Below are 21,736 nucleotides of genomic sequence, written 5' to 3'. Positions count from 1 at the left end.
GGTGGCGGGAGAACCGACCGAGCAGGGGCTGGAGCAGGGGACTGGGCGGCAAGGGGTCACCTCCGTTGGCCGTACCCCTTCAAACGTGCCCCGGCCTCGGCCATATGTGCCTCCGACAGCAGAGAAGGTGTCAGACCCGGCACCGAGGACGCGGTCAGCCACAGGCGGCACATCCACTCCAGCTGGGCGGTGCGGTCGTAGGCCTGGTCGAGGGTGGCGCCGTGGGTGATCGTGCCGTGGTTGCGCAGGAGGCAGCCGGAGCGGCCGGCCAGGGCCCGGAGCATGTTCTCGGCCAGTTCGTCGGTGCCGTAGGTCGCGTACGGGGCGACTCGGACCGGGCCGCCGAGGGCGGCGGCCATGTAGTGGATCGGGGGCAGTTCGGCCACGAGGGTGGAGACGGCCGTGGCGTGCACGGCGTGGGTGTGCACGACGGCGAGGGCGTCGGTGGTGCGGTAGACGGCGAGGTGCATGGGCAGTTCGCTGGTCGGCACCAGCGTGCCGAGCACCTGCCGCCCGTCGAGGTCGACGCCGGTGATGTCGTCCGGGGTCAGCCGGTCGTACGGCACGCCCGACGGTGTGACCAGCACGAGGTCGCCGACGCGCGCCGAGACGTTGCCGGAGGTGCCGACGACCAGCCCGTCGGTGACGGTCCGGCGGGCCGTCGTGACCAGTGCCTCCCAGATCCGCGCCGCTTCCGCTCGCCGTTCCGCGTCCCGCCGCTGTTCAGCCATGCCGCGATCCTGCCAGCCGCCCCGTCACGCGGAAATCCGTCGGCACACTTCGGGCCGGAAGTCGCACGGCCGAACGGGTGGCAGTACCCGCGAAACACCGTGAAGCACCCTGCCCCCGCGATCGTCAGTCATTTAATGATTTTTCCTGCTCGCTGGACGACGTTCCGCCGCCACTCCAGGGGGACGCATGGCTCGTGATCGCACACCCTTCCGTTCCCGTCACCACGCCGGCGTTCTCGCCGCCGTCACCGCGGCACTGGCCCTCACGGGCACCCAGGCCGCGGCCGCCGCGCCCGCCGGCTCGTCGATGTCCGCGCCGGGCCTGCCCAGGGGGCACGACGTGTCGTCCCACCAGAAGCACGTCGACTGGCCGGCCGCGCGGTCGGAGGGCGCCCGGTTCACCTACATCAAGGCGACCGAGGCCACGGCCTACCGCAACCCGTACTTCCGCCGGCAGTACGACGGCGCGCGCCGGGCGGGCCTGATCCGCGGCGCCTACCACTTCGCGCGGCCGGACCGGTCCTCGGGCGCCGAGCAGGCCTCGTACTTCGTGCGGCACGGCGGTGACTGGCTGGCGGACGGCTGGACGCTGCCACCCGCGCTCGACATCGAGTACAACCCGTACGACGCGCGGCACCGGTGCTACGGACTGGACCGGAAGCGGATGGTCCGCTGGATCCGCTCCTTCAGCGACGAGGTCCGGCAGGAGACCGGCCGCCGCCCGGTGATCTACACCACCGCCAACTGGTGGGCGGCCTGCACCGGCGACAGCCACGCCTTCGCCCGGGACCACGCCCTGTGGATCGCCCATCACGGGTCCCGGGCCCCGGGGTCGCTGCCGGGCGGATGGTCGCGCTGGACCTTCTGGCAGTACGGCGTCCGGGGCGGTCTGCCGGGTGACCAGAATCTCTTCCACGGGCCGCCGGGCCGACTGCGGGCCTTCGCGCGCGGCTGGTAGCCAAGGGGTGCCCGGGGCGTCGGGGACGAACGAAACCCCGAACCCTGATTCCCGACACCCTCACGCCTGCCCCAGTTCACCTTCCGTTCACCCAGGTTGCCTACGGTCCAACAGCCAACGACCTCGAAAGATTGCCTGGGTAAATGGAAAACTTCTCGCTGATCCTCGCGATTGTGGTGGTAACCGCACTCGCGTTCGATTTCACGAACGGTTTTCACGACACCGCCAACGCGATGGCCACGACCATCTCGACCGGTGCGCTCAAGCCCAAGGTCGCGGTGGTCATGTCCGCCGCCCTCAACCTTGTAGGCGCTTTCCTCTCCGTGGAGGTCGCCAACACGATCTCCAAGGGTCTCGTCGATGAGAACGGCATCCGTCCCGAGGTCATCTTCGCCGCCCTGGTGGGCGCGATCCTCTGGAACCTGATGACCTGGCTGGCGGGACTGCCCTCCAGCTCCTCGCACGCCCTGATGGGCGGCCTGATCGGCGCCACCGTCGCCTCCGCCGGCTTCGGCGCCGTCCACGGTGACGTCCTGGTCACCAAGGTCCTGCTCCCGGCGGTCGCGGCCCCGGTCGTGGCCGGCATGGCGACCGTGTTCGCCACCCGCTTCTCCTACGGCATCGGCGGCAAGGCCGACGGCGAGGCCACCCGCAAGGGCTACCGGGCCGGCCAGATCGCCTCTGCCGGTCTGGTCTCCCTCGCGCACGGCACCAACGACGCGCAGAAGACGATGGGCATCATCACCCTCGCGCTGATCGCGGGCGGCGCCATCGCCCCGGGCTCCAACCCTCCCACCTGGGTGATCCTCTCCGCGGGCCTGGCCATCGCGCTCGGCACCTACATCGGCGGCTGGCGCATCATCCGCACCATGGGCAAGGGCCTGACCGACCTGGAGCCGCGTCAGGGCTTCGCCGCCCAGACCAGCGCCGCCACGGCCATCCTGGCCTCCTCCCACCTCGGCTTCTCCCTCTCCACCACCCACGTGGTCTCCGGCTCGGTGATGGGTGCGGGCCTGGGCCGCAAGGGCGGTGTGGTCCGCTGGTCCACCGCGACCCGCATGTTCGTCGCCTGGGCGCTCACCCTCCCGGCCGCCGCGCTGGTCGGCGCGCTCGCCGAGTCCGTCACGGACCTGGGCGACTGGGGCACCGCGGTCGTCGCCGTCTTCCTGGTCGGCGCCAGCGCCGCGATCTGGAAGCTGTCCCGCCGCGAGGTCGTCGACCACACCAACGTCAACACCGGCGACGGGACCGAGGAGCCGGCCGGTGTGGTGACCACCGCCATCGCCGCGGTGACCCCGCCGCCCACGGGCACGGTCACCGAGGGCCTGACGGCCACGATCCCGGCTCCGGCCGCGACCGACCCCGCGACCCCGGCGGTTCCGCCGGCGGCGACGGTCTGACCCCGAGCACCCGGTAACTGAAGGAAGCATCCCCATGAAGATCGACTGGGCGGCTCTCGGCTCCGTCTTCGGCGTCAGCCTCGCGTTCACGGTGGGCCTGGTGGCCCTGTTCACCCTCGGCGTCAACGGTCTGTCGCGGCGCGAGAAGGCCGCCGCGCAGGGCAACTCGGCGGCGCTCGCGGTCACCGGTGCGTACCTGTGCTTCGCGGCGTGCGCGGCCGCGGTGGCCTACGGCATCTACCTGATCGTGGCCAAGCCCTGACCCACCGTCCGAAAGGCTCCCCACCGGTGTGATCCGGTGGGGAGCCTTTCGCATGCCCGGACTTCACCGGTGTGGGTCTCAGCACACTCTCCCCGCGCAGGTCAAAGGCAAGTTGACGGCCCTTCCGGGCGCGTGGTGGACTGCCCGGGCCAAGTACGGCGGCAGGAGAGGAAGCCGGTGCGAATCCGGCGCGGTCCCGCCACTGTCACCGGGGAAGGAATCCCGGGAGCCAGGAACTCTCACCGCCGGTCTCGTCGAACCAGGGCGCGGACACCCTGAGTGAGGACATATCGCCATGCGCGGCTGCCGATCGAGGTTCAGTAACCGGGCCCTGCCTGCCCCCACGGCCGGCTGACCCGATGGGTGCCGATCGCACTTACGCGTACGGCGCCGCCGCCGGCCTTCTCGGCGACCTGCTCCTCGGCGATCCACGCCGTGGGCATCCGGTCGCCGCGTTCGGGCGGGCCGCCGGGGCCGTGGAACGCGTGCTGTGGCGCGACCACCGCGGGTGGGGGGCGCTGCACACCGGCGTGTGCGCCGGAGGCGCCGTCGCGCTCGGGGCTCTCGCCGAGCGGGCCGTACGCCGCTCTCCCACCGCCACCGTCGCGTTGACCGCCGCCGCCACCTGGGCCGTGGTCGGGGGCACTTCGCTCGCCCGGGAGGCCCGGACCGTCGGACGCGCCCTGCAGGCCGGCGACGTGCAGACCGCCCGCGCGCGGCTGCCGCATCTGTGCGGCCGCGACCCGCAGGCGCTGGACGCCGACGGTATCGCCCGGGCCGTGGTCGAGTCGGTCGCCGAGAACACCTCCGACGCCGTCGTGGGCGCTCTGGTGTGGGGCGGCGTGGGCGGGGTCCCCGGGCTGCTCGGGTTCCGGGCCGTCAACACCCTGGACGCGATGGTGGGGCACAAGTCGCCCCGCTTCCGCCGCTACGGCTGGGCCTCCGCGCGCCTCGACGACGTCGCCGGGTGGCCGGGGGCGCGGTTGACCGCCGTGCTCGCCGCGGCGGCCGGACCCGATCCCCGTGGCGCCCTGCGCGCCTGGAAGACCGACGCGCACCGGCATCCGAGCCCCAACGCCGGGCCCGTGGAAGCCTCGTTCGCGGGTGCCCTCGGGGTGCGGCTGGGCGGGACGCTCTCCTACGGCGGCCGCGTCGAACACCGGCCCGTCCTCAACGGGGACACCGGGCGGGCCGTCCAGGTCACCGACATCGACCGGGCCGTACGGCTCTCCCGCCGCGTCGGCCTGCTCGCGCTCGGCGTCACGGTCGCCGCGCGCCGACTCGTGAAGGGACGTGCGAAGTGAACGGTGGTCTCCTCGTCGCCGGCACCACCTCCGACGCCGGCAAGAGCGTCGTGACGGCCGGGATCTGCCGGTGGCTGGTGCGCCAGGGCGTCAAGGTGGCGCCCTTCAAGGCGCAGAACATGTCCCTCAACTCGTTCGTCACGCGGGAGGGCGCGGAGATCGGGCGGGCGCAGGCGATGCAGGCCCAGGCCTGCCGGGTCGAGCCGACCGCGCTGATGAACCCCGTGCTGCTCAAGCCGGGCGGCGAGCAGAGCAGCCAGGTGGTGCTGCTGGGGCGGCCGGTGGGCGAGTTGAGCGCGCGCGGCTACCACGGCGGGCGCCAGCAGCGGCTGCTCGGCACCGTGCTGGAGTGCCTGGCCGAGTTGCGGGGCACGTATGACGCGGTGATCTGTGAGGGGGCGGGGAGCCCGGCCGAGATCAATCTGCGGCGGACGGACATCGTGAACATGGGGATCGCGCGGAACGCGCGGCTGCCCGTGCTGGTGGTGGGGGACATCGACCGCGGGGGCGTCTTCGCCTCCTTCTTCGGGACCGTCGCGCTGCTCTCGCCCGAGGACCAGGAGCTGGTCGCCGGGTTCCTGGTGAACAAGTTCCGGGGGGACGTCACGCTGCTGGAGCCGGGCCTGGACATGCTGCACGGGCTCACCGGGCGGCACACCTACGGCGTGCTGCCGTTCCGGCACGGGCTCGGCATCGACGAGGAGGACGGACTGCGGGTCTCGCTGCGCGGCACCGTACGGGAGTCCACCGTCGCTCCCCCGGCCGGCGAGGACGTGCTGCGGGTCGCCGTCTGCGCGATCCCGCTCATGTCCAACTTCACGGACGTCGACGCGCTGGCCGCCGAACCGGGTGTCGTGGTGCGGTTCGTGGACCGGCCGGAGGAACTGGCCGACGCCGACCTGGTGGTGGTCCCGGGCACACGCGGGACCGTGCGGGCGCTGCAGTGGCTGCGGGAGCGGGGCCTTGCGGACGCCCTCGTCGGGAGGGCCGCGCAGGAGCGCCCGATCCTGGGCGTCTGCGGTGGTTTCCAGGTCCTCGGCGAGCTCATCGACGACGAGGTCGAGTCGCGCGCCGGGGAGGTGGCCGGGCTCGGACTGCTGCCCGTCCGGGTGCGGTTCGCCCGCGAGAAGACCCTGACCCGGCCGGCCGGGGAGGCCCTCGGCGAGCGGGTCGAGGGGTACGAGATCCACCACGGGATCGCCGAAGTCACCGGCGGAGAGCCCTTCCTGGACGGCTGCCGGGTCGGACAGACCTGGGGCACCCACTGGCACGGCTCCCTGGAGTCGGACGGCTTCCGGCGGGCCTTCCTGCGCGAGGTGGCGGCCGCCGCGGGGCGCCGCTTCGTACCGGCCCCCGACACCTCGTTCGCCGCGCTGCGCGAGGAGCAGCTCGACCGGCTCGGCGACCTGATCGAACAGCACGCGGACACGGACGCGCTCTGGCGGCTCATCGAGTCGGGCGCGCCACAAGGACTGCCTTTCATTCCACCGGGAGCGCCCGCATGAGCACAGTGTTGTTGTTGTCGACCGCCGACACCGATCTGCTGGCGGCCCGGGCCTCCGGCGCCGGCTACCGGATCGGCAACCCGACCCGGGTGGACGTCACGCAGGAACTGCCGGGCCTGGTCGAGGGCGCGGACATCGCCGTCGTGCGGCTGCTGGGTGGCAGGCGCGCCTGGGAGGACGGGCTCGCCGCGCTGAGGGCGTCGGGTGTGCCGAGCGTGCTGCTGGGCGGCGAGAGCGTGCCGGACGCCGAGCTGATGGCCGAGTCCTCGGTGTCTGCGGGTGTCGTGGCGGAGGCGCTGAAGTACCTGGTCGAGGGCGGCCCCGCGAACCTGACCGAGCTGGCCCGGTTCCTCTCCGACACCGTGCTGCTGACCGGCGAGGGGTTCGAGGAGCCCCGGAAGATGCCGGAGTACGGGGTGCACGGCACGTACGAGAGGCGGGACGGCCGGCCGACCGTGGGCGTGCTCTTCTACCGGGCGCACGAGCTGAGCGGCAACACCGCCTTCGTGGACACGCTGTGCGAGGCGATCGAGGCGCGTGGCGCCAACGCCCTCCCCGTCTACTGCGGTTCGCTGCGCGGCGCGGACGCCGGGCTGTACGAGCTGCTGGGGCAGACCGACGCCCTGGTCGCCACCGTCCTCGCGGCCGGCGGCACGCACGCCTCGCAGGCATCGGCGGGCGGCGACGAGGAGTCCTGGGACATCGGGGCGCTCGCCGAGCTGAACATCCCCGTGCTGCAGGGGCTCTGCCTCACCTCCTCGCGGGCGGCCTGGGACGAGTCGGACGCCGCTCTCTCCCCCATGGACGCGGCGATGCAGGTCGCGATCCCCGAGTTCGACGGCCGGCTCGTCACCGTCCCGTTCTCCTTCAAGGAGCAGGGTCCGGACGAGGTCCCCGTGTACGTCGCCGACCCCGAGCGGGCCGGGCGGGTCGCCGGAATCGCCGTACGGCACGCACGGTTGAGGCACAAGCCGAACGCCGAGAAGAAGATCGCGCTGGTGTTCACCGCCTACCCGACCAAGCACTCCCGGGTCGGCAACGCGGTCGGCCTGGACACGCCCGCCTCGGCGGTGCGGGTGCTGGACGCGCTCCGGGACGCCGGCTACTCGCTCACCGAATACCCCTCCGGCGGCGACGAGTTGATCCACCGGCTGATCGAGGCCGGCGGCCACGACGTGGAGTGGCTGACGGAGGAGCAGCTGGCGGCGGCGCCCGCGCGGGTCCCGCTGGCCGACTACCGGGCGTGGTTCGAGAAGCTGGACCCGGAGCTGCGGGACGGGATGACCGAGGCGTGGGGCGAGCCGCCGGGCAGCCTGTACGTCGACGGCGACGACATCGTGCTGGCCTCGCTCCGGTTCGGGAACGTGGTCGTGATGATCCAGCCGCCGCGCGGCTTCGGCGAGAACCCGATCGCGATCTACCACGACCCCGACATGCCGCCGTCGCACCACTACCTGGCGGCCTACCGCTGGCTGGACGACAGCTTCGGCGCGGACGCGATCGTGCACATGGGCAAGCACGGCACGATGGAGTGGCTGCCGGGCAAGGGCCTCGGGCTGAGCGCCGGCTGCGCACCGGACGCGGTCCTCGGCGAGCTGCCGCTGATCTACCCGTTCATCGTCAACGACCCCGGCGAGGGAACGCAGGCCAAGCGGCGCGGTCACGCCACGGTGGTCGACCACCTGGTGCCGCCGATGGCGCGCGCCGACACCTACGGCGACCTGGCCAAGCTGGAGCAGCTGCTGGACGAGTACGCGCTCGTCTCCGATCTGGACCCGGCGAAGGCACCGGCCGTGCGGGCGCAGATCTGGACGCTGGTCAAGGCGGCCGAGCTGCACCACGACCTGCACGTGGCCGAGCAGCCGGACGACGACGAGTTCGACGAGTTCGTCATGCACATCGACGGCTATCTGTGCGAGATCAAGGACGTGCAGATCCGGGACGGTCTGCACATCCTCGGCGGCGGCCCGGTGGGCGAGCCGCGGGTGAACCTCGTGCTTGCCGTGCTGCGCGCCTCCCAGGTGTGGGGCGGGCAGGCGAACGCGCTGCCGGGGCTGCGGGCCTCGCTGGCGGCCCACTTCGGGCTGGAGGAGAAGGAACTGCTGACCGAGCCGGGAGCCCCGGTGAAGGTGCCGGTGGAGCTGACGGACCTCGTGGAGGGCCCGTCGCGTACCGCCGCCGACGCGATCGACCTGCTGGAGCAGCTGTGCCGGCGGATCGCGGAGGGCATGGAGGCGCGCGGCTGGGCGGTCGCGGACAGCGGCGCCCTGGTGCGCGAGGTGCTCGGCACCGACGTCCGGGAGGCGGTGGCGGTGCTGGAGTTCGCCTGCGCCGAGGTGGTGCCGCGGCTGGCGAGGACCACCGACGAGATCGGGCACATCCTGCGGGCCCTGGACGGAGGTTACGTCCCGGCCGGCCCCTCGGGTTCCCCGACCCGGGGTCTGGTAAACGTGCTGCCGACCGGCCGGAACTTCTACTCCGTCGACCCCAAGGCCATCCCGTCCCGGCTGAGCTGGGAGGTCGGGCAGTCGCTCGCCGACTCGCTGGTCCAGCGGTATCTGCAGGACACCGGGGAGTACCCGAAGTCGGTGGGCCTGACGGTGTGGGGCACGTCGGCGATGCGCACCCAGGGCGACGACATCGCCGAGATCCTGGCGCTGCTGGGCTGCCGTCCGGTGTGGGACGACGCCTCGCGCCGGGTGACGGGCTTCGAGGTGATTGCCCCGGCGGAGCTGGGACGGCCGCGCGTCGACGTCACGGTCCGCATCTCCGGCTTCTTCCGGGACGCGTTCCCCCACGTGGTCGGGCTGATCGACGACGCGGTGCGGGCGGTGGCCGAGCTGGACGAGCCGGCCGAGTCCAACTATGTGCGGGCGCACGTCGAGGAGGACGCCGCCGGGCACGGTGACCGGCGGCGCGCGACGGCCCGCATCTTCGGCTCGAAGCCGGGCGCGTACGGCGCCGGTCTGCTGCCGCTCATCGACGCCCGCAACTGGCGCTCCGACGCCGACCTCGCCGAGGTGTACGCGGTGTGGGGCGGCTACGCCTACGGGCGCGGGCTCGACGGGCGGGCGGCGCGCGGGGACATGGAGACCGCTTTCAAGCGGATCGCGGTCGCGGCGAAGAACGTCGACACCCGTGAGCACGACCTGGTCGACGCCGACGACTACTTCCAGTACCACGGCGGCATGGTCGCCATGGTCCGGCACCTGACCGGCGCCAACCCCGAGGCGTACGTGGGCGATTCCGCCGTACCGGACCAGGTGCGGACCCGCACGCTCGGCGAGGAGACGCACCGCGTGTTCCGGGCCCGGGTGGTCAACCCGCGCTGGATGGCCGCCATGCGCCGGCACGGCTACAAGGGCGCCTTCGAGATGGCGGCGACCGTGGACTACCTGTTCGGCTACGACGCCACGGCGGGCGTGGTCGACGACTGGATGTACGAGAAGCTCAGCGCGGAGTACGTCTTCGACCCGGAGAACCGGGACTTCATGAAGCAGTCCAACCCGTGGGCGCTGCGCGGGATCACCGAGCGGCTGCTGGAGGCGGCGGACCGCGGGCTGTGGGCCGAGCCGGACGCGGACACGCTGGAGCGGCTGCGCGCCACGTACCTGGAGCTGGAAGGCGACTTGGAGGGCGACCAGTGACCACCCCCTTCCCCTTTACGGCCGTCGTCGGCCAGGACGACCTGCGGCTGGCGCTGCTGCTGAACGCCGTCTCGCCGGCGGTCGGCGGTGTGCTGGTGCGGGGCGAGAAGGGCACCGCCAAGTCCACGGCGGTGCGCGCCCTTTCGGCGCTGCTGCCCGAGGTGGCCGTGGTGCCCGGCTGCCGGTTCTCCTGCGACCCGGCGGCACCGGACCCGTCCTGCCCGGACGGCCCGCACGAGCCGGGAGCCGGTACGGCGCGTCCGGCGCGGATGGTGGAGCTCCCCGTCGGCGCCTCCGAGGACCGGCTGGTCGGCGCGCTCGACATCGAGCGGGCGCTCGCCGAGGGCGTGAAGGCGTTCGAGCCGGGCCTGCTGGCCGACGGGCACCGCGGGATCCTGTACGTGGACGAGGTGAACCTGCTCCACGACCACCTCGTCGACCTGCTGCTGGACGCGGCGGCGATGGGTGCCTCGTACGTCGAGCGCGAGGGCGTCTCGGTGCGGCACGCGGCCCGGTTCCTGCTCGTCGGCACCATGAACCCCGAAGAGGGCGAGCTGCGGCCGCAGTTGCTCGACCGGTTCGGGCTGACCGTGGAGGTCGCGGCCTCGCGGGAGCCGGACCAGCGGGTGGAGGTCGTACGGCGGCGGCTCGCCTACGACGACGATCCGGCTGGTTTCGCGGCGCGTTGGGCCGATGAGGAGGCCGCCGTACGGCACCGGGTCGTGGCCGCACGGCAGTTGCTGCCGCAGGTGCGGCTGGGTGACGCGGCGCTCAGGCAGATCGCGGCGACCTGCGCGGCCTTCGAGGTGGACGGCATGCGCGCCGACATCGTCATGGCGCGCACGGCGACCGCGCTGGCCGCGTGGGCCGGCCGGACGGACGTGCTCGCCGAGGACGTCCGGCAGGCCGCGCTGCTCGCGCTGCCGCACCGGCGGCGCCGCAATCCGTTCGACGCGCCAGGCCTGGACGAGGACAAGCTGGACGAGACCCTGGAGCAGTTCGGGGGTTCCGAGGACGACGATCCCGACCCCGACCCCGGCCCCGATGGACCCGGTGGCGGCGGTGGGCAGCCGGCACCCGACAGCGGCCCCCAGGACGACGGCGGCGGCGCCGCACGGCCCGAGACCGGTGAGGGCGGACAGCCGCAGGCCTCCGGCGCGCAGGAGCAGTCGGCGGTACGCGCCGCCGAGCCGTTCCGCACGAGGGTGCTGAGCGTGCCCGGCCTCGGCGAGGGCGCCGCCGGCCGGCGCTCCCGGGCGCGTACCGAGCACGGGCGGACCACCGGGGCCAGGCGGCCGCGGGGCACGCTGACCAAGCTGCACCTGGCGGCCACCGTGCAGGCGGCCGCCCCGCACCAGCGGGCGCGCGGCCGGTCCGGGCCGGGACTGGTGATCCGCCGGGACGATCTGCGGCAGGCGACCCGGGAGGGGCGCGAGGGCAACCTCGTGCTGTTCGTGGTCGACGCCTCCGGGTCGATGGCGGCGCGGCAGCGGATGGGCGCCGTGAAGGGTGCCGTGCTGTCCCTGCTGCTGGACGCCTACCAGCGGCGGGACAAGGTGGGCCTGGTGACCTTCCGGGGCGCCTCCGCCGATGTGGCCCTGCCGCCGACCTCCTCCGTGGACGCGGCGGCGGCCCGGCTGGAGTCGCTGCCGACCGGCGGGCGTACCCCGCTCGCGGCCGGGCTGCTCAGGGCGCACGAGGTGCTGCGCGTGGAGCGGCTGCGCGATCCAGCGCGACGGGCGCTGGTCGTGGTGGTGACCGACGGGCGGGCCACCGGCGGCCCGGAGCCGGTCGTGTCGGCGGGGCGGGCGGCGCGGCTGTTCGCGGCCGAGGGTGTCGCATCGGTGGTCGTGGACTGCGAGTCGGGGCCGGTGCGGCTCGGGCTCGCCGGGCAGCTCGCGGGTGAACTGGGCGGTACCGCCGTCACGCTGGACGAGCTGCGGGCCGACTCGATCGCCGGGCTGGTCAGGGACGTGCAGGGGACTTCGAGGAGGGCCGCGTAATGCCTCAGGGGCAGCCGAGTGTGATCCCGGAGGACGGGCTGACGACCCGGCAGCGGCGCAACCGGCCGCTGCTCGTCGTCCACACGGGCATCGGCAAGGGCAAGTCGACCGCCGCGTTCGGGCTGGCGCTGCGCGCCTGGAACCAGGGCTGGCCGATCGGGGTGTTCCAGTTCGTCAAGTCCGCGAAGTGGAAGGTCGGCGAGGAGAACGCGCTGCGGGTGCTCGGCGCGTCCGGGCAGGGCGGGACCGTCGACTGGCACAAGATGGGCGAGGGCTGGTCCTGGGTCCAGCGGGACGCGCAGATGGACAACGAGGAGAAGGCCCGGGAGGGCTGGGAGCAGGTCAAGCGCGACCTGGCGGCCGAGACCTACCGGCTGTACGTGCTCGACGAGTTCGCGTACCCGATGCACTGGGGGTGGGTGGACACGGACGAGGTCGTGGACGTCCTGCGGAACCGGCCGGGGACCCAGCACGTGGTGATCACCGGCCGCAACGCGCCGGAGAAGCTCGTCGACCTCGCCGACCTCGTCACCGACATGTCCAAGGTCAAGCACCCGATGGACGTGGGTCAGAAGGGTCAGAGGGGCATCGAGTGGTGATTTCCGTGCCCCGGCTGGTCATTGCCGCGCCCTCGTCCGGCAGCGGCAAGACCACCGTCGCCACGGGGTTGATGGCCGCGTTCGCCGCGCGGGGGCTCGCCGTGTCCCCGCACAAGGTCGGGCCCGACTACATCGACCCCGGGTACCACGCGCTCGCCACCGGGCGCGTGGGGCGCAACCTCGACGCGTATCTGTGCGGGCCCGAGCTGGTCGCTCCGCTGTTCCTGCACGGGGCGCGGGGCTGTGATCTGGCGGTCGTCGAGGGTGTGATGGGGTTGTACGACGGGGCGGCCGGCGAGGGGGAACTCGCGTCCACCGCCCATGTCGCCAAGCTGCTGCGGGCGCCGGTGGTGCTGGTCGTGGACGCGTCGTCGCAGTCGCGGTCGGTGGCGGCGCTGGTGCACGGGTTCGCCTCCTGGGATCCGGAGGTGCGGGTCGGGGGCGTGATCCTCAACAAGGTGGGCTCCGACCGGCACGAGTCGCTTCTGCGGGAGGCGTTGGACTCGGCGGGGGTGCCGGTGCTCGGCGTGCTGCGGCGGGCGGCGCCCGTGGAGACGCCGTCGCGGCATCTGGGGTTGGTGCCGGTTGCCGAACGGCAATCGGCGGCGGTGGAGGCCGTTGCCGCGATGGCTGAGCAGGTGTCGGGTGGGTGCGACCTGGACGCGCTGGAAGCACTGGCCCGTGCCGCGGGTCCCCTGCCAGGGGGCTCCGCCCCTTGGACCCCCGCCTCGCCCACCCACCACCCGACTCGGCCGGCGGAGAGGCGGGCGCCGGTGGTCGCCGTCGCCGGTGGTCCCGCGTTCACCTTCTCCTACGCCGAGCACACCGAACTGCTCACCGCCGCCGGTGCCGAAGTCGTCACCTTCGATCCCCTGCGGGACGAGCAACTGCCCGAGGGCACGGCCGGGCTGGTCATCGGCGGCGGTTTCCCCGAGGTCTACGCCGGCGAGCTGTCCGCCAACGAACCGCTGCGCAGGGCCGTCGCTGGCCTGGCGCTGAGCGGTGCTCCCGTGGCCGCCGAATGTGCCGGGCTGCTCTATCTGTGCCGGGAGCTGGACGGGCAGCCGATGTGCGGGGTCCTGGACGCGACCGCGCGCATGAGCGATCGGCTGACGCTGGGCTATCGGGACGCCGTGGCCGTCGGCGACAGTGTGCTGGCCGCCGCCGGCACGCGGATGCGCGGGCACGAGTTCCACCGCACCGTCGTCGAGCCGGGGGCGGGGGCCGCTCCCGCCTGGGGCGTGCCGGCGCCCGTGCGGCGGGTCGAAGGTTTTGTACAGCAGGGCGTGCACGCGAGTTATCTGCACACGCACTGGGCGTCCGAGCCCGGTGTGGCCCGTCGGTTCGTGGAGAGGTGCCGGACGTCATGAGCAGCAGGCTGATCGGTGTCGGGGTCGGTCCCGGTGACCCGGAGCTGGTGACGGTCAAGGGGGTCAACGCGCTGCGCGCGGCCGACGTCGTCGTCGTACCCGTGATGGACACCCTCGAGCGGGGTCGGGCCGAGGCCACCGTGTTGCACTACGTGCCCGAGGACAAGGTCGTCCGAGTGGTGTTCGCGCTGAACGAGCGGATCGACCGGGCGCGGCGCGAGGCGGCCTGGGACGCGGCCGGTGAGCGGGTCGCCGGGCTGCTGCGCAGGCACGGGTCCGTCGCCTTCGCCACCATCGGGGATCCGAACGTGTACTCGACGTTCACCTATCTCGCGCAGACGATCGCCGAGCTGGTGCCGGGCGTCGCCGTGGAGACCGTGCCGGGGATCACCGCCATGCAGGACCTGGCCGCGCGGTCGGGCGCCGTGCTGACGGAGGGGACCGAGCCGCTGACGCTGGTGCCGGTGACGGCGGGCTCCGCCGTGCTCAAGGAGGCACTGGCCGGGCCGGGGACCGTCGTGGCGTACAAGTTCGGGCGGCAGGCCGCCGAGGTCGCCGAGGCGCTGCGGGAGACCGGGCGGATCGGGGACGCCGTGTGGGGCTCGGCGCTCGGGCTGCCGGAGGAGTCGGTGCGGCCGGCCGCCGAACTGGACGGGGCGCCGCTGCCGTACCTCTCCACGCTGATCGCGCCGCCGCGGCGCGACGGCGGGCGGGGCGGGAAGCTGTGAGTCGGCCGGTACGGTCAGCCGCCGGAGAAGCCGACCACGAGCCAGATGAAGGCGGCGCCCGCCACCGTGCACAGCAGGGTGGAGCGGGCGGGGTGCTCGTGGTGGGCCTCGGGGAGGATCTCGGCGGCGGCGAGATACAGCAGCACGCCGCCGAAAAGGCCGAGATAGCCGCCGAGCACCGGTTCGGGGATGCGGAAGAACACGGTCGACAGCGCGCCCGCCAGGGGTGCGCAGGCGTCGGCGAGGAGCATGCCTATCGCCCGTCGCCGCGCGTTGCCGTACAGGCTCGTGATGGTGAAGGTGTTGAAGCCGTCGGCGAAGTCGTGCGCGATCACGGCGAGCGCGACGGAGGTGCCCATGCCGCCGCCCACCTGGAAGGCCGCGCCGATCGCCACACCGTCCATGGCGCTGTGGCCGACCATCGCGGCGGCCGCCGTCAGGCCCACCTCGGGCGCCCGGTGCTGGTGCTCGTCGCCGCCGTGGGCGGCCTGGCGGGCGGCCAGCGTGCGTTCCACCAGATGAGCCAGCAGGAATCCGGCCACGAACAGCAGCAGAGCCGCGGGCACGCCGAAGATCTCGCGGTCGGCCGCGTGCAGCGCCTCCGGGAGCAGGTCCAGGCCGACCACGCCCAGCATCAGGCCGCCGGCCAGTCCCAGGACCAGGTGCCGACGGTCGGTCACACGCTGTGCCGTCCAGCCGCCGGCCAGCGTCATCAGGAACGCGCCGAGCGCGACGAAGACCGCCATGGGCCCTTGCTATCCGATGGAGGCGCCTTCGCGCACATCCGGCGTCGCCCGCACTCCCCCAGACCCTGACATTTCACCGATTCCGACTTGCGTTTTTCCGTACGAGAGGACCCCTTCCCATGGCCGATGCCCCCACCGGCAAGGTGACGTTCGTCGGTGCCGGCCCCGGCGCCGCCGACCTGCTGACGTTCCGCGCGGCCCGCGCGATCGCCGAGGCCGACGTGGTGATCTGGGCGGCGAGCCTGGTCCAGGCCGAGGTTCTCGAGCACGCGCGCGAGGACGCGGAGATCCTGGACTCGGCCACCATGTCCCTGGAGGACGTCGTGGCCGTCTACCGGCGGGCCCTCGCCGAGGGGCTGCGGGTCGCGCGGATCCACTCCGGCGATCCGGCGCTGTGGGGCGGTACGCAGGAGCAGCTGGACCGGTGCGCCGAGCTCGGGATCGCGACGGAGATCGTGCCGGGCGTCTCGTCCTTCTCCGCAGTCGCCGCGCTCGCGCAGCGCGAGCTGACCATCCCCGAGGTCGCCCAGTCCGTGGTGCTGACCCGGCTCGGCGGCGGCAAGACGCCGATGCCGCCGGGCGAGGAGGTACGCGAGTTCGCCCGGCACGGGACCACCATGGCGGTCTTCCTGTCGGCGGCGCGCAGCGGCCAGCTGGTGCGGGAGCTGCTGGAGGGCGGCTACCCGACCGACACACCGGTCGTCGTCGCGTACCAGGCGACCTGGCCGGAGGAACTGGTCGTGAGGTGCACGATCGGCACGCTGGAGGAGACGGTCAAGGAGCACAGGCTCTGGAAGCACACCCTCTTCCTGGTCGGCCCGGCGCTGGACGCCCACGGAACCCGGTCGCACCTGTACCACCCCGGTCACTTCCACGGGTACCGCAAGGCCGACCCCGAGGCCCGGCGGGCACTGCGCGAACAGAGGGCGAAGAGTTGATCACGGTCGTCGGTGCGGGGACGGGCACGCCGGTCCCCGAGGACGTTCTCGCCGGGGCCTCGCTGGTGGTCGGCGGGCGGCGTCACCTGGACGCCGCACGGCTGCCCGAGGGCGCCGAGCGTGTCGTGCTCGGGCCGCTGGCGCCCGCCCTCGAGACGATCGGGGAGTACGTCGGCAAGGAGCTGCCGGTGGTCGTGGTGGCCTCCGGGGATCCCGGCTTCTTCGGGATCGTGCGGGCGCTCGCCGAGCGGTTCGGGGCCGGGCGGCTGGACGTGCGGCCCGGGGTGTCGTCGGTGGCGACCGCGTTCGCGCGGGTCGGGCTGCCGTGGGACGACGCGGTGGTGGTGAGTGCGCACGGGCGTGACCTGCGCACGGCGGTCAACGTGTGCCGGGCGCGTCCCAAGGTGGCGGTGCTGACCGGCCCCGGGGCCGGGCCCGCCGAGCTGGGAGCCGCGCTCGGCGACGACCGTGTCCTGGTGGTGGCGAGCGCGCTCGGCGACCCGCGGCGCGAGCGCGTGGAGCGGGTGACGCCGGCCGAGGCCGCGGCCCGGGACTGGGGTGCGGCGGTGAGCGTGGTGCTGTGCCTGGACGAGGCGCGGGCGCTCGGCGCCGTGCGCACGGTCGCCGGGGTGCCCGCGCGGCCGGACCGGTGGGCGCTGGACGAGAGCGAGTACGCGCACCGGGACTCGATGATCACCAAGTTCGAGGTGCGGGCGCTGGCGCTTGCCCGGCTCGGACCGCGCCTGGGCGACCTGGTGTGGGACGTCGGCGCGGGGTCCGGCTCGGTGGCCGTGGAGTGCGCGCGGTTCGGCGCGGCCGTCGTCGCCGTCGAGAAGGCCCCGGACGGGGTCGGGCGGATCCGCGCCAACGCGGCCGCCCACGGTGTCGACGTGCGGGTGGTGCACGGCGTGGCACCGGATGCGCTGTCCGGTCTGGACGACGATCCCGACGCGGTGTTCGTCGGCGGCGGGGGGCGCGAGCTGCCCGCGGTCGTCGAGGCGTGCGCGCGGCGGGCGCGGCGGACCGTCGTCGTAGCCATGGCCGCCCTGGACCGGGTGCCGGCGGCGCGCGAGGCGCTGACGCGTGCGGGGTTCGCCTGTAACGGGGTGCTGTTGCAGTCGTCCCGGCTGGCACCGCTGCCGGGTGACGTGACCCGGCTGGCGGCGACGAATCCGGTTTTCCTGCTGTGGGGCGTCAGAACCCCGGCTACGAGTGAAGGAGTTGCCCAGTGATCGGCCTCATTTCCGCCACCGCGGCGGGAGCGGCGGCGCGGGACCGGCTGGCCGCGGCCTGGCCGGACCGTACGCGGGTGTACGACGGTCCGGTCGGGGAGGCCGTACGGGCCGCGTTCGCGCAGTGCGACCAGCTGGTGTGCTTCCTGGCGACGGGCGCGGTGGTGCGACTGCTCGCGCCGCTGCTCGGCGACAAGGCGGCGGACCCGGGTGTGGTGTGCGTGGACGAGGGCGCACGGTTCGCCGTGTCGCTGGTCGGCGGCCACGGCGGCGGCGCCAACGAACTCGCCCGTGAGGTGGGTGCGTTGCTAGGGGCCGAGCCGGTGGTGACGACCGCCACGGACGCCGTGGGGCTGCCGGGTCTGGACACCCTCGGGTTCCCGTTCGAGGGGGCGGTCGCGGCCGTCTCGCGGGCTCTGCTGGACGGCGAACCGGTCGCTCTGGAGACCGAGTTGGCGTGGCCGCTGCCCCCGCTGCCGACCGCGCCGCAGGGACCGTACACCGTCCGGCTCACCGACCGGGCCGTCGAACCGGGCGAGCGGGAGGTGCTGCTCAGGCCGCCGTCCCTGGTGGTCGGCGTCGGCGCCTCCAAGGGTGCGCCGGTTCAGGAGGTGCTGGGGCTGGTCGAGGACGCGCTGCGGGAGGCGGGGCTCTCCCCGAGGTCCGTGGCCGAACTCGCCACCGTGGACGCCAAGGCGGAGGAGCCCGGGATCGTGGCCGCCGCCGAGCGGCTGGGGGTGCCCCTGGTGACGTACTCGGCGGACGACCTGGCGGCCGTGGCGGTGCCCAACCCGTCGGACGCGCCGCTGGCGGCCGTCGGCACCCCGTCCGTGGCGGAGGCGTCCGCGCTGGTGCGCGGCGGTGAACTCCTCGTGCCCAAGCGGAAGTCGGAGCGTGCCGACGGGCAGCCGGCCATGGCGACCTGTGCCGTCGTACGGCGCCCGGGGCGCGGCCGGCTCGCGGTGGTCGGGCTCGGGCCGGGCGCCCGGGACCTGCTCACCCCGCGCGCGGCGGCGGAGCTGCGGCGGGCCTCCGTGCTGGTCGGGCTCGACCAGTACGTCGACCAGATCCGCGACCTGCTGCGCCCCGGCACCCGGGTGCTGGAGTCGGGTCTCGGCGCGGAGGAGGAGCGGGCCCGCACGGCGGTCGCCGAGGCCCGCAAGGGGCATGCGGTGGCGCTGATCGGCAGCGGGGACGCGGGCGTGTACGCCATGGCCTCCCCGGCGCTCGCCGAGGCCTCCGACGACATCGACGTGGTCGGTGTGCCGGGCGTGACGGCCGCGCTGGCCGCCGGGGCGATCCTGGGCGCGCCGCTGGGCCACGACCATGTGTCGATCAGCCTGTCGGACCTGCACACGCCGTGGGAGGTCATCGAGCGGCGGGTGCGGGCGGCGGCCGAGGCGGACCTCGTGGTCACCTTCTACAACCCACGTTCCCGGGGCCGCGACTGGCAGCTGCCCAAGGCGCTCGCGATCCTCGCCGGGCACCGGGAGCCCGCGACGCCCGTCGGTGTCGTGCGCAACGCCTCGCGGCCGGACGAGTCCAGCCGGCTGACCACGCTCGCCGCGCTGGACCCGGCGACGGTCGACATGATGACGGTGGTCACCGTGGGCAACACCGCGACCCGGAACATCGCCGGGCGCATGGTGACCCCGCGCGGCTACCGCTGGCAGGAGGGTGCCCGGTGAACCGTGTGGTCCATCCCATCGAGCAGGAGTCCTTCCGGCGGCTGCGCGCCCGCCTGGACACCTCGCACTTCCCACCGCTGACCCGGGCGGTGGTGGAGCGGGTCATCCACTCCGCCGCCGACCTGGAGTACGCGAGCGACCTCGTCACGGCCGAGGACGACCTGGTGAAGGCGCATGCGGCGCTGCACGCCGGGGCGCCGGTCGTCGTGGACGTGGAGATGGTCGCGGCCGGCATCACCCGGCGGGAGACCGTCTGCCGGCTGAAGGACGCCAAGGCCGGTCCGGGGCTGACCCGTTCGGCCCACGCGATCCGGCTCGCGTACGAGGAGGTGGGTCCCGGCGCCCTGTGGGTGATCGGCTGCGCGCCGACCGCCCTGGAGGAGCTGCTGACCCTGGACGCCTCCCCCGCGCTCGTCATCGGCCTGCCCGTCGGTTTCGTCGGCGCGGCCGAGTCCAAGGAGGCGTTGCGCGCGAGCGGTCTGCCCGCCGTGAGCAACGTGTCCGAGAAGGGCGGCTCGGCGGTCGCCGCCGCCGCGCTCAACGCCCTGCTGTACCACCCGATTTCCACCGAGGAGAACCCGTGACCACCCCGCCGCCCGCTCTGCTCATCGCCGGCCACGGCACCCGGGACGAGGCCGGAGCCGAGGCGTTCCGCGACTTCGTACGGGAACTGGGCCGCCGCCACCCCGACCTGCCCGTCGCGGGCGGTTTCATCGAGCTGTCCCCGCCGCCGCTGGGCGAGGCCGTCGCCGAACTGGTCGAGCGGGGGGTGCGGCGGTTCGCGGCCGTGCCGCTGATGCTGGTGTCCGCGGGACACGCCAAGGGTGACATCCCGGCCGCGCTGGCCCGGGAGAAGGAACGGCACCCGGGGATCTCGTACACCTACGGCCGTCCGCTCGGTCCGCACCCGGCGCTGCTGAACGTGCTGGAGCGGCGGCTGGACGAGGCCCTCGGGGGTACGGCCCGTACGCCCGAGGACCGGGCCGACGTGACCGTGCTGCTGGTGGGCCGCGGGTCCACCGACCCGGACGCCAACGCCGAGGTGCACAAGGCGGCCCGGCTGCTGTGGGAGGGGCGCGGGTACGCCGGTGTGGAGACGGCGTTCGTGTCGCTGGCGGCGCCGGACGTGCCGAGCGGGTTCGACCGCTGCGCGAAGCTGGGGGCGAGGCGGATCGTCGTCCTGCCCTACTTCCTGTTCACCGGCATCCTGCCGGACCGGGTGCGGCAGCAGACCGAGGGGTGGGCGGCCGCGCATCCGGAGGTGGAGGTGCGCTCGGCGGACGTCATCGGGCCCGAGCCGGAGCTCCTGGACCTGGTGATGGAGCGGTACGCGGAGGCCGTCAAGGGCGATCTGCGCATGAACTGCGACTCGTGCGTGTACCGGATCGCGCTGCCGGGCTTCGAGGACAAGGTGGGGCTTCCGCAGCAGCCGCACTTCCACCCGGACGACGACGGGCACCACCACGGGGACGGTCACGGGCATCACCATCACGGGGGGCACTCGCACAGCCATGCGCACTGAGGGCACCGGGGACACCGGGTACACCGGGCACGATCTGCGGCATCACGGGGACGCCGAGGTACGGGACGACGGGGCCGCACTGGTCGATCTCGCCGTCAACGTCCGCGCGGACACGCCTCCGGTCTGGCTGCGGGAGGAGATCGCCGGATCGCTGTCGTCGCTGGCGGCCTACCCGGACGGGCGGGCCGCGCGAGCGGCGGTGGCGGCGCGGCACGGGCTGCCGGTGGAGCGGGTGCTGCTGACGGCGGGCGCTGCGGAGGCGTTCGTGCTGCTGGCGCGGGCGCTGAAGGTGCGCCGGCCGGTCGTGGTGCACCCGCAGTTCACGGAGCCGGAGGCGGCGTTGCGGGATGCGGGGCACACCGTGGACCGGGTGCTGCTGCGGGAGGCGGACGGCTTCCGGCTGGATCCGGCGGCGGTTCCCGAGGACGCCGACCTGGTGGTGATCGGGAACCCGACGAATCCCACGTCGGTGCTGCATCCCGCGGACACGATCGTCCGACTGGCCCGGCCGGGGCGGACGTTGGTGGTCGACGAGGCCTTCATGGACGCGGTGCCGGGCGAACGGGAGGCGCTGGCGGGGCGGACCGACGTGCCCGGACTCGTGGTGCTGCGCAGCCTGACCAAGACGTGGGGGCTGGCCGGGCTGCGGATCGGGTACGTGCTGGCTCCCGCGGAGATCATCGGCGAGTTGGAGCGGGTCCAGCCGCTGTGGCCGGTGTCCACGCCGGCGCTGGCCGCGGCCGAGGCGTGTGTGGCGCCCCGGGCGCTGGCGGAGGCGGCGCACGCGGCGCATCGGATCGCGGCGGACCGGGCGCATCTGGTGGCGGGGTTGTCCCGGTTGGCGTCCCGCGGTGTGCGGGTGGTGGAGCCTGCGGAGGGGCCGTTCGTGCTGGTCCGTATGCCGGGTGCTGCCGCTGTACGGCGGCGGCTGCGCGAGCTGGGCTACGCGGTGCGGCGTGGGGACACGTTTCCGGGGCTGGACGAGGAGTGGGTGCGGGTCGCTGTGCGGGACCGGGGGACGATGAGCGGGTTCTTGCGGGCGCTGTCTGCTTTCCTGCCGTAAGAGCCTTTCCCACCCACCCGTCCCGGTCGGCTGGAAGGGC

Annotated in this window: 18 protein-coding genes and 1 riboswitch; of the genes, 16 read left to right on the top strand and 2 right to left on the bottom strand. The window is 73.8% G+C overall.

The window, feature by feature from the left end; translation table 11 throughout:
- Positions 1-56: 56 nt before the first annotated feature.
- Positions 57-731 carry a class II aldolase/adducin family protein gene (locus tag AC07CM_RS21420; RefSeq protein ID WP_478878001.1) on the bottom strand — a complete coding sequence of 225 codons (675 nt, stop codon included), beginning with the start codon at positions 729-731 and terminating at the stop codon, positions 57-59.
- Between the two features lie 187 nt (positions 732-918).
- Between AC07CM_RS21420 and AC07CM_RS21415 the strand changes: the two genes are divergently transcribed.
- The 10 genes from AC07CM_RS21415 (at position 919) to cobI (ending at position 14,507) form a co-directional block, all read left to right on the top strand.
- Positions 919-1,689, top strand: coding sequence for a lysozyme (locus AC07CM_RS21415; RefSeq protein ID WP_478878000.1), 771 nt, complete (start codon positions 919-921; stop codon positions 1,687-1,689).
- Positions 1,690-1,832: 143 nt separating this feature from the next.
- Positions 1,833-3,089: an inorganic phosphate transporter gene (locus AC07CM_RS21410; protein ID WP_478877999.1), complete on the top strand. Its 1,257-nt coding sequence runs from the start codon at positions 1,833-1,835 to the stop codon at positions 3,087-3,089.
- Between the two features lie 34 nt (positions 3,090-3,123).
- Positions 3,124-3,351 carry a hypothetical protein gene (locus AC07CM_RS21405; protein WP_478877998.1) on the top strand — a complete coding sequence of 76 codons (228 nt, stop codon included), beginning with the start codon at positions 3,124-3,126 and terminating at the stop codon, positions 3,349-3,351.
- 118 nt (positions 3,352-3,469) lie between these two features.
- A riboswitch (cobalamin riboswitch) is annotated at positions 3,470-3,610 on the top strand.
- Positions 3,611-3,710: 100 nt separating this feature from the next.
- Positions 3,711-4,655, top strand: a complete 945-nt coding sequence (locus AC07CM_RS21400) for a cobalamin biosynthesis protein (RefSeq protein WP_478877997.1) — start codon at positions 3,711-3,713, stop codon at positions 4,653-4,655.
- Positions 4,652-6,160 (top strand): cobyric acid synthase, encoded by a 1,509-nt coding sequence (locus tag AC07CM_RS21395; protein WP_478877996.1) that lies wholly within the window; start codon positions 4,652-4,654, stop codon positions 6,158-6,160. The genes AC07CM_RS21400 and AC07CM_RS21395 overlap by 4 nt, the downstream gene beginning before the upstream one ends.
- Positions 6,157-9,807, top strand: coding sequence for a cobaltochelatase subunit CobN (gene cobN / locus AC07CM_RS21390; RefSeq protein ID WP_478877995.1), 3,651 nt, complete (start codon positions 6,157-6,159; stop codon positions 9,805-9,807). The genes AC07CM_RS21395 and cobN overlap by 4 nt, the downstream gene beginning before the upstream one ends.
- Positions 9,804-11,810, top strand: coding sequence for a putative cobaltochelatase (locus tag AC07CM_RS21385; RefSeq protein ID WP_478877994.1), 2,007 nt, complete (start codon positions 9,804-9,806; stop codon positions 11,808-11,810). The genes cobN and AC07CM_RS21385 overlap by 4 nt, the downstream gene beginning before the upstream one ends.
- Positions 11,810-12,409: a cob(I)yrinic acid a,c-diamide adenosyltransferase gene (cobO, locus tag AC07CM_RS21380; RefSeq protein ID WP_478877993.1), complete on the top strand. Its 600-nt coding sequence runs from the start codon at positions 11,810-11,812 to the stop codon at positions 12,407-12,409. Before AC07CM_RS21385 ends, cobO begins: the two co-directional genes overlap by 1 nt.
- Positions 12,403-13,779: a cobyrinate a,c-diamide synthase gene (locus AC07CM_RS21375; RefSeq protein ID WP_478877992.1), complete on the top strand. Its 1,377-nt coding sequence runs from the start codon at positions 12,403-12,405 to the stop codon at positions 13,777-13,779. The genes cobO and AC07CM_RS21375 overlap by 7 nt, the downstream gene beginning before the upstream one ends.
- Positions 13,776-14,507, top strand: a complete 732-nt coding sequence (gene cobI / locus AC07CM_RS21370) for a precorrin-2 C(20)-methyltransferase (protein ID WP_478877991.1) — start codon at positions 13,776-13,778, stop codon at positions 14,505-14,507. Before AC07CM_RS21375 ends, cobI begins: the two co-directional genes overlap by 4 nt.
- 14 nt (positions 14,508-14,521) lie before the next feature.
- Here cobI and AC07CM_RS21365 read toward each other — a convergent pair whose 3' ends face one another.
- A complete protein-coding gene (locus AC07CM_RS21365; RefSeq protein WP_478877990.1) occupies positions 14,522-15,253 on the bottom strand; it encodes a ZIP family metal transporter in 732 nt (243 codons plus the stop codon).
- A gap of 119 nt (positions 15,254-15,372) precedes the next feature.
- Between AC07CM_RS21365 and cobM the strand changes: the two genes are divergently transcribed.
- From cobM to cobC, 6 genes are read left to right on the top strand one after another with little or no spacing between them, the layout of a single operon-like run.
- A complete protein-coding gene (cobM, locus tag AC07CM_RS21360) occupies positions 15,373-16,191 on the top strand; it encodes a precorrin-4 C(11)-methyltransferase (RefSeq protein WP_478877989.1) in 819 nt (272 codons plus the stop codon).
- Positions 16,188-17,423, top strand: a complete 1,236-nt coding sequence (gene cbiE / locus AC07CM_RS21355; RefSeq protein WP_478877988.1) for a precorrin-6y C5,15-methyltransferase (decarboxylating) subunit CbiE — start codon at positions 16,188-16,190, stop codon at positions 17,421-17,423. The genes cobM and cbiE overlap by 4 nt, the downstream gene beginning before the upstream one ends.
- Positions 17,420-19,111: a precorrin-3B C(17)-methyltransferase gene (cobJ, locus tag AC07CM_RS21350; RefSeq protein ID WP_478877987.1), complete on the top strand. Its 1,692-nt coding sequence runs from the start codon at positions 17,420-17,422 to the stop codon at positions 19,109-19,111. The genes cbiE and cobJ overlap by 4 nt, the downstream gene beginning before the upstream one ends.
- Entirely contained in the window at positions 19,108-19,695 is a 588-nt protein-coding gene (locus AC07CM_RS21345; protein ID WP_478877986.1) for a precorrin-8X methylmutase, read from the top strand. Before cobJ ends, AC07CM_RS21345 begins: the two co-directional genes overlap by 4 nt.
- Complete coding sequence (locus AC07CM_RS21340) at positions 19,692-20,633, top strand: sirohydrochlorin chelatase (protein WP_478877985.1); 942 nt, start codon at positions 19,692-19,694, stop codon at positions 20,631-20,633. Before AC07CM_RS21345 ends, AC07CM_RS21340 begins: the two co-directional genes overlap by 4 nt.
- Positions 20,623-21,696: an Rv2231c family pyridoxal phosphate-dependent protein CobC gene (gene cobC, locus AC07CM_RS21335; protein ID WP_478877984.1), complete on the top strand. Its 1,074-nt coding sequence runs from the start codon at positions 20,623-20,625 to the stop codon at positions 21,694-21,696. Before AC07CM_RS21340 ends, cobC begins: the two co-directional genes overlap by 11 nt.
- The last annotated feature ends 40 nt before the right edge of the window (positions 21,697-21,736 follow it).

It is taken from the genome of Streptomyces sp. NPDC044061, assembly GCF_056434305.1.
This window is presented reverse-complemented; position numbering and strand designations above follow the sequence as displayed.

What these genes read in the sequence shown, in the direction of transcription:
- AC07CM_RS21420 (WP_478878001.1), bottom strand. Translation starts at nt 731, where the DNA reads ATGGCTGAACAGCGGCGGGACGCGGAACGGCGAGCGGAAGCGGCGCGG.
- AC07CM_RS21415 (WP_478878000.1), top strand. Translation starts at nt 919, where the DNA reads ATGGCTCGTGATCGCACACCCTTCCGTTCCCGTCACCACGCCGGCGTT.
- AC07CM_RS21410 (WP_478877999.1), top strand. Translation starts at nt 1,833, where the DNA reads ATGGAAAACTTCTCGCTGATCCTCGCGATTGTGGTGGTAACCGCACTC.
- AC07CM_RS21405 (WP_478877998.1), top strand. Translation starts at nt 3,124, where the DNA reads ATGAAGATCGACTGGGCGGCTCTCGGCTCCGTCTTCGGCGTCAGCCTC.
- AC07CM_RS21400 (WP_478877997.1), top strand. Translation starts at nt 3,711, where the DNA reads ATGGGTGCCGATCGCACTTACGCGTACGGCGCCGCCGCCGGCCTTCTC.
- cobN (WP_478877995.1), top strand. Translation starts at nt 6,157, where the DNA reads ATGAGCACAGTGTTGTTGTTGTCGACCGCCGACACCGATCTGCTGGCG.
- cobO (WP_478877993.1), top strand. Translation starts at nt 11,810, where the DNA reads ATGCCTCAGGGGCAGCCGAGTGTGATCCCGGAGGACGGGCTGACGACC.
- cobI (WP_478877991.1), top strand. Translation starts at nt 13,776, where the DNA reads ATGAGCAGCAGGCTGATCGGTGTCGGGGTCGGTCCCGGTGACCCGGAG.
- AC07CM_RS21365 (WP_478877990.1), bottom strand. Translation starts at nt 15,253, where the DNA reads ATGGCGGTCTTCGTCGCGCTCGGCGCGTTCCTGATGACGCTGGCCGGC.
- cobM (WP_478877989.1), top strand. Translation starts at nt 15,373, where the DNA reads ATGGCCGATGCCCCCACCGGCAAGGTGACGTTCGTCGGTGCCGGCCCC.
- cobC (WP_478877984.1), top strand. Translation starts at nt 20,623, where the DNA reads ATGCGCACTGAGGGCACCGGGGACACCGGGTACACCGGGCACGATCTG.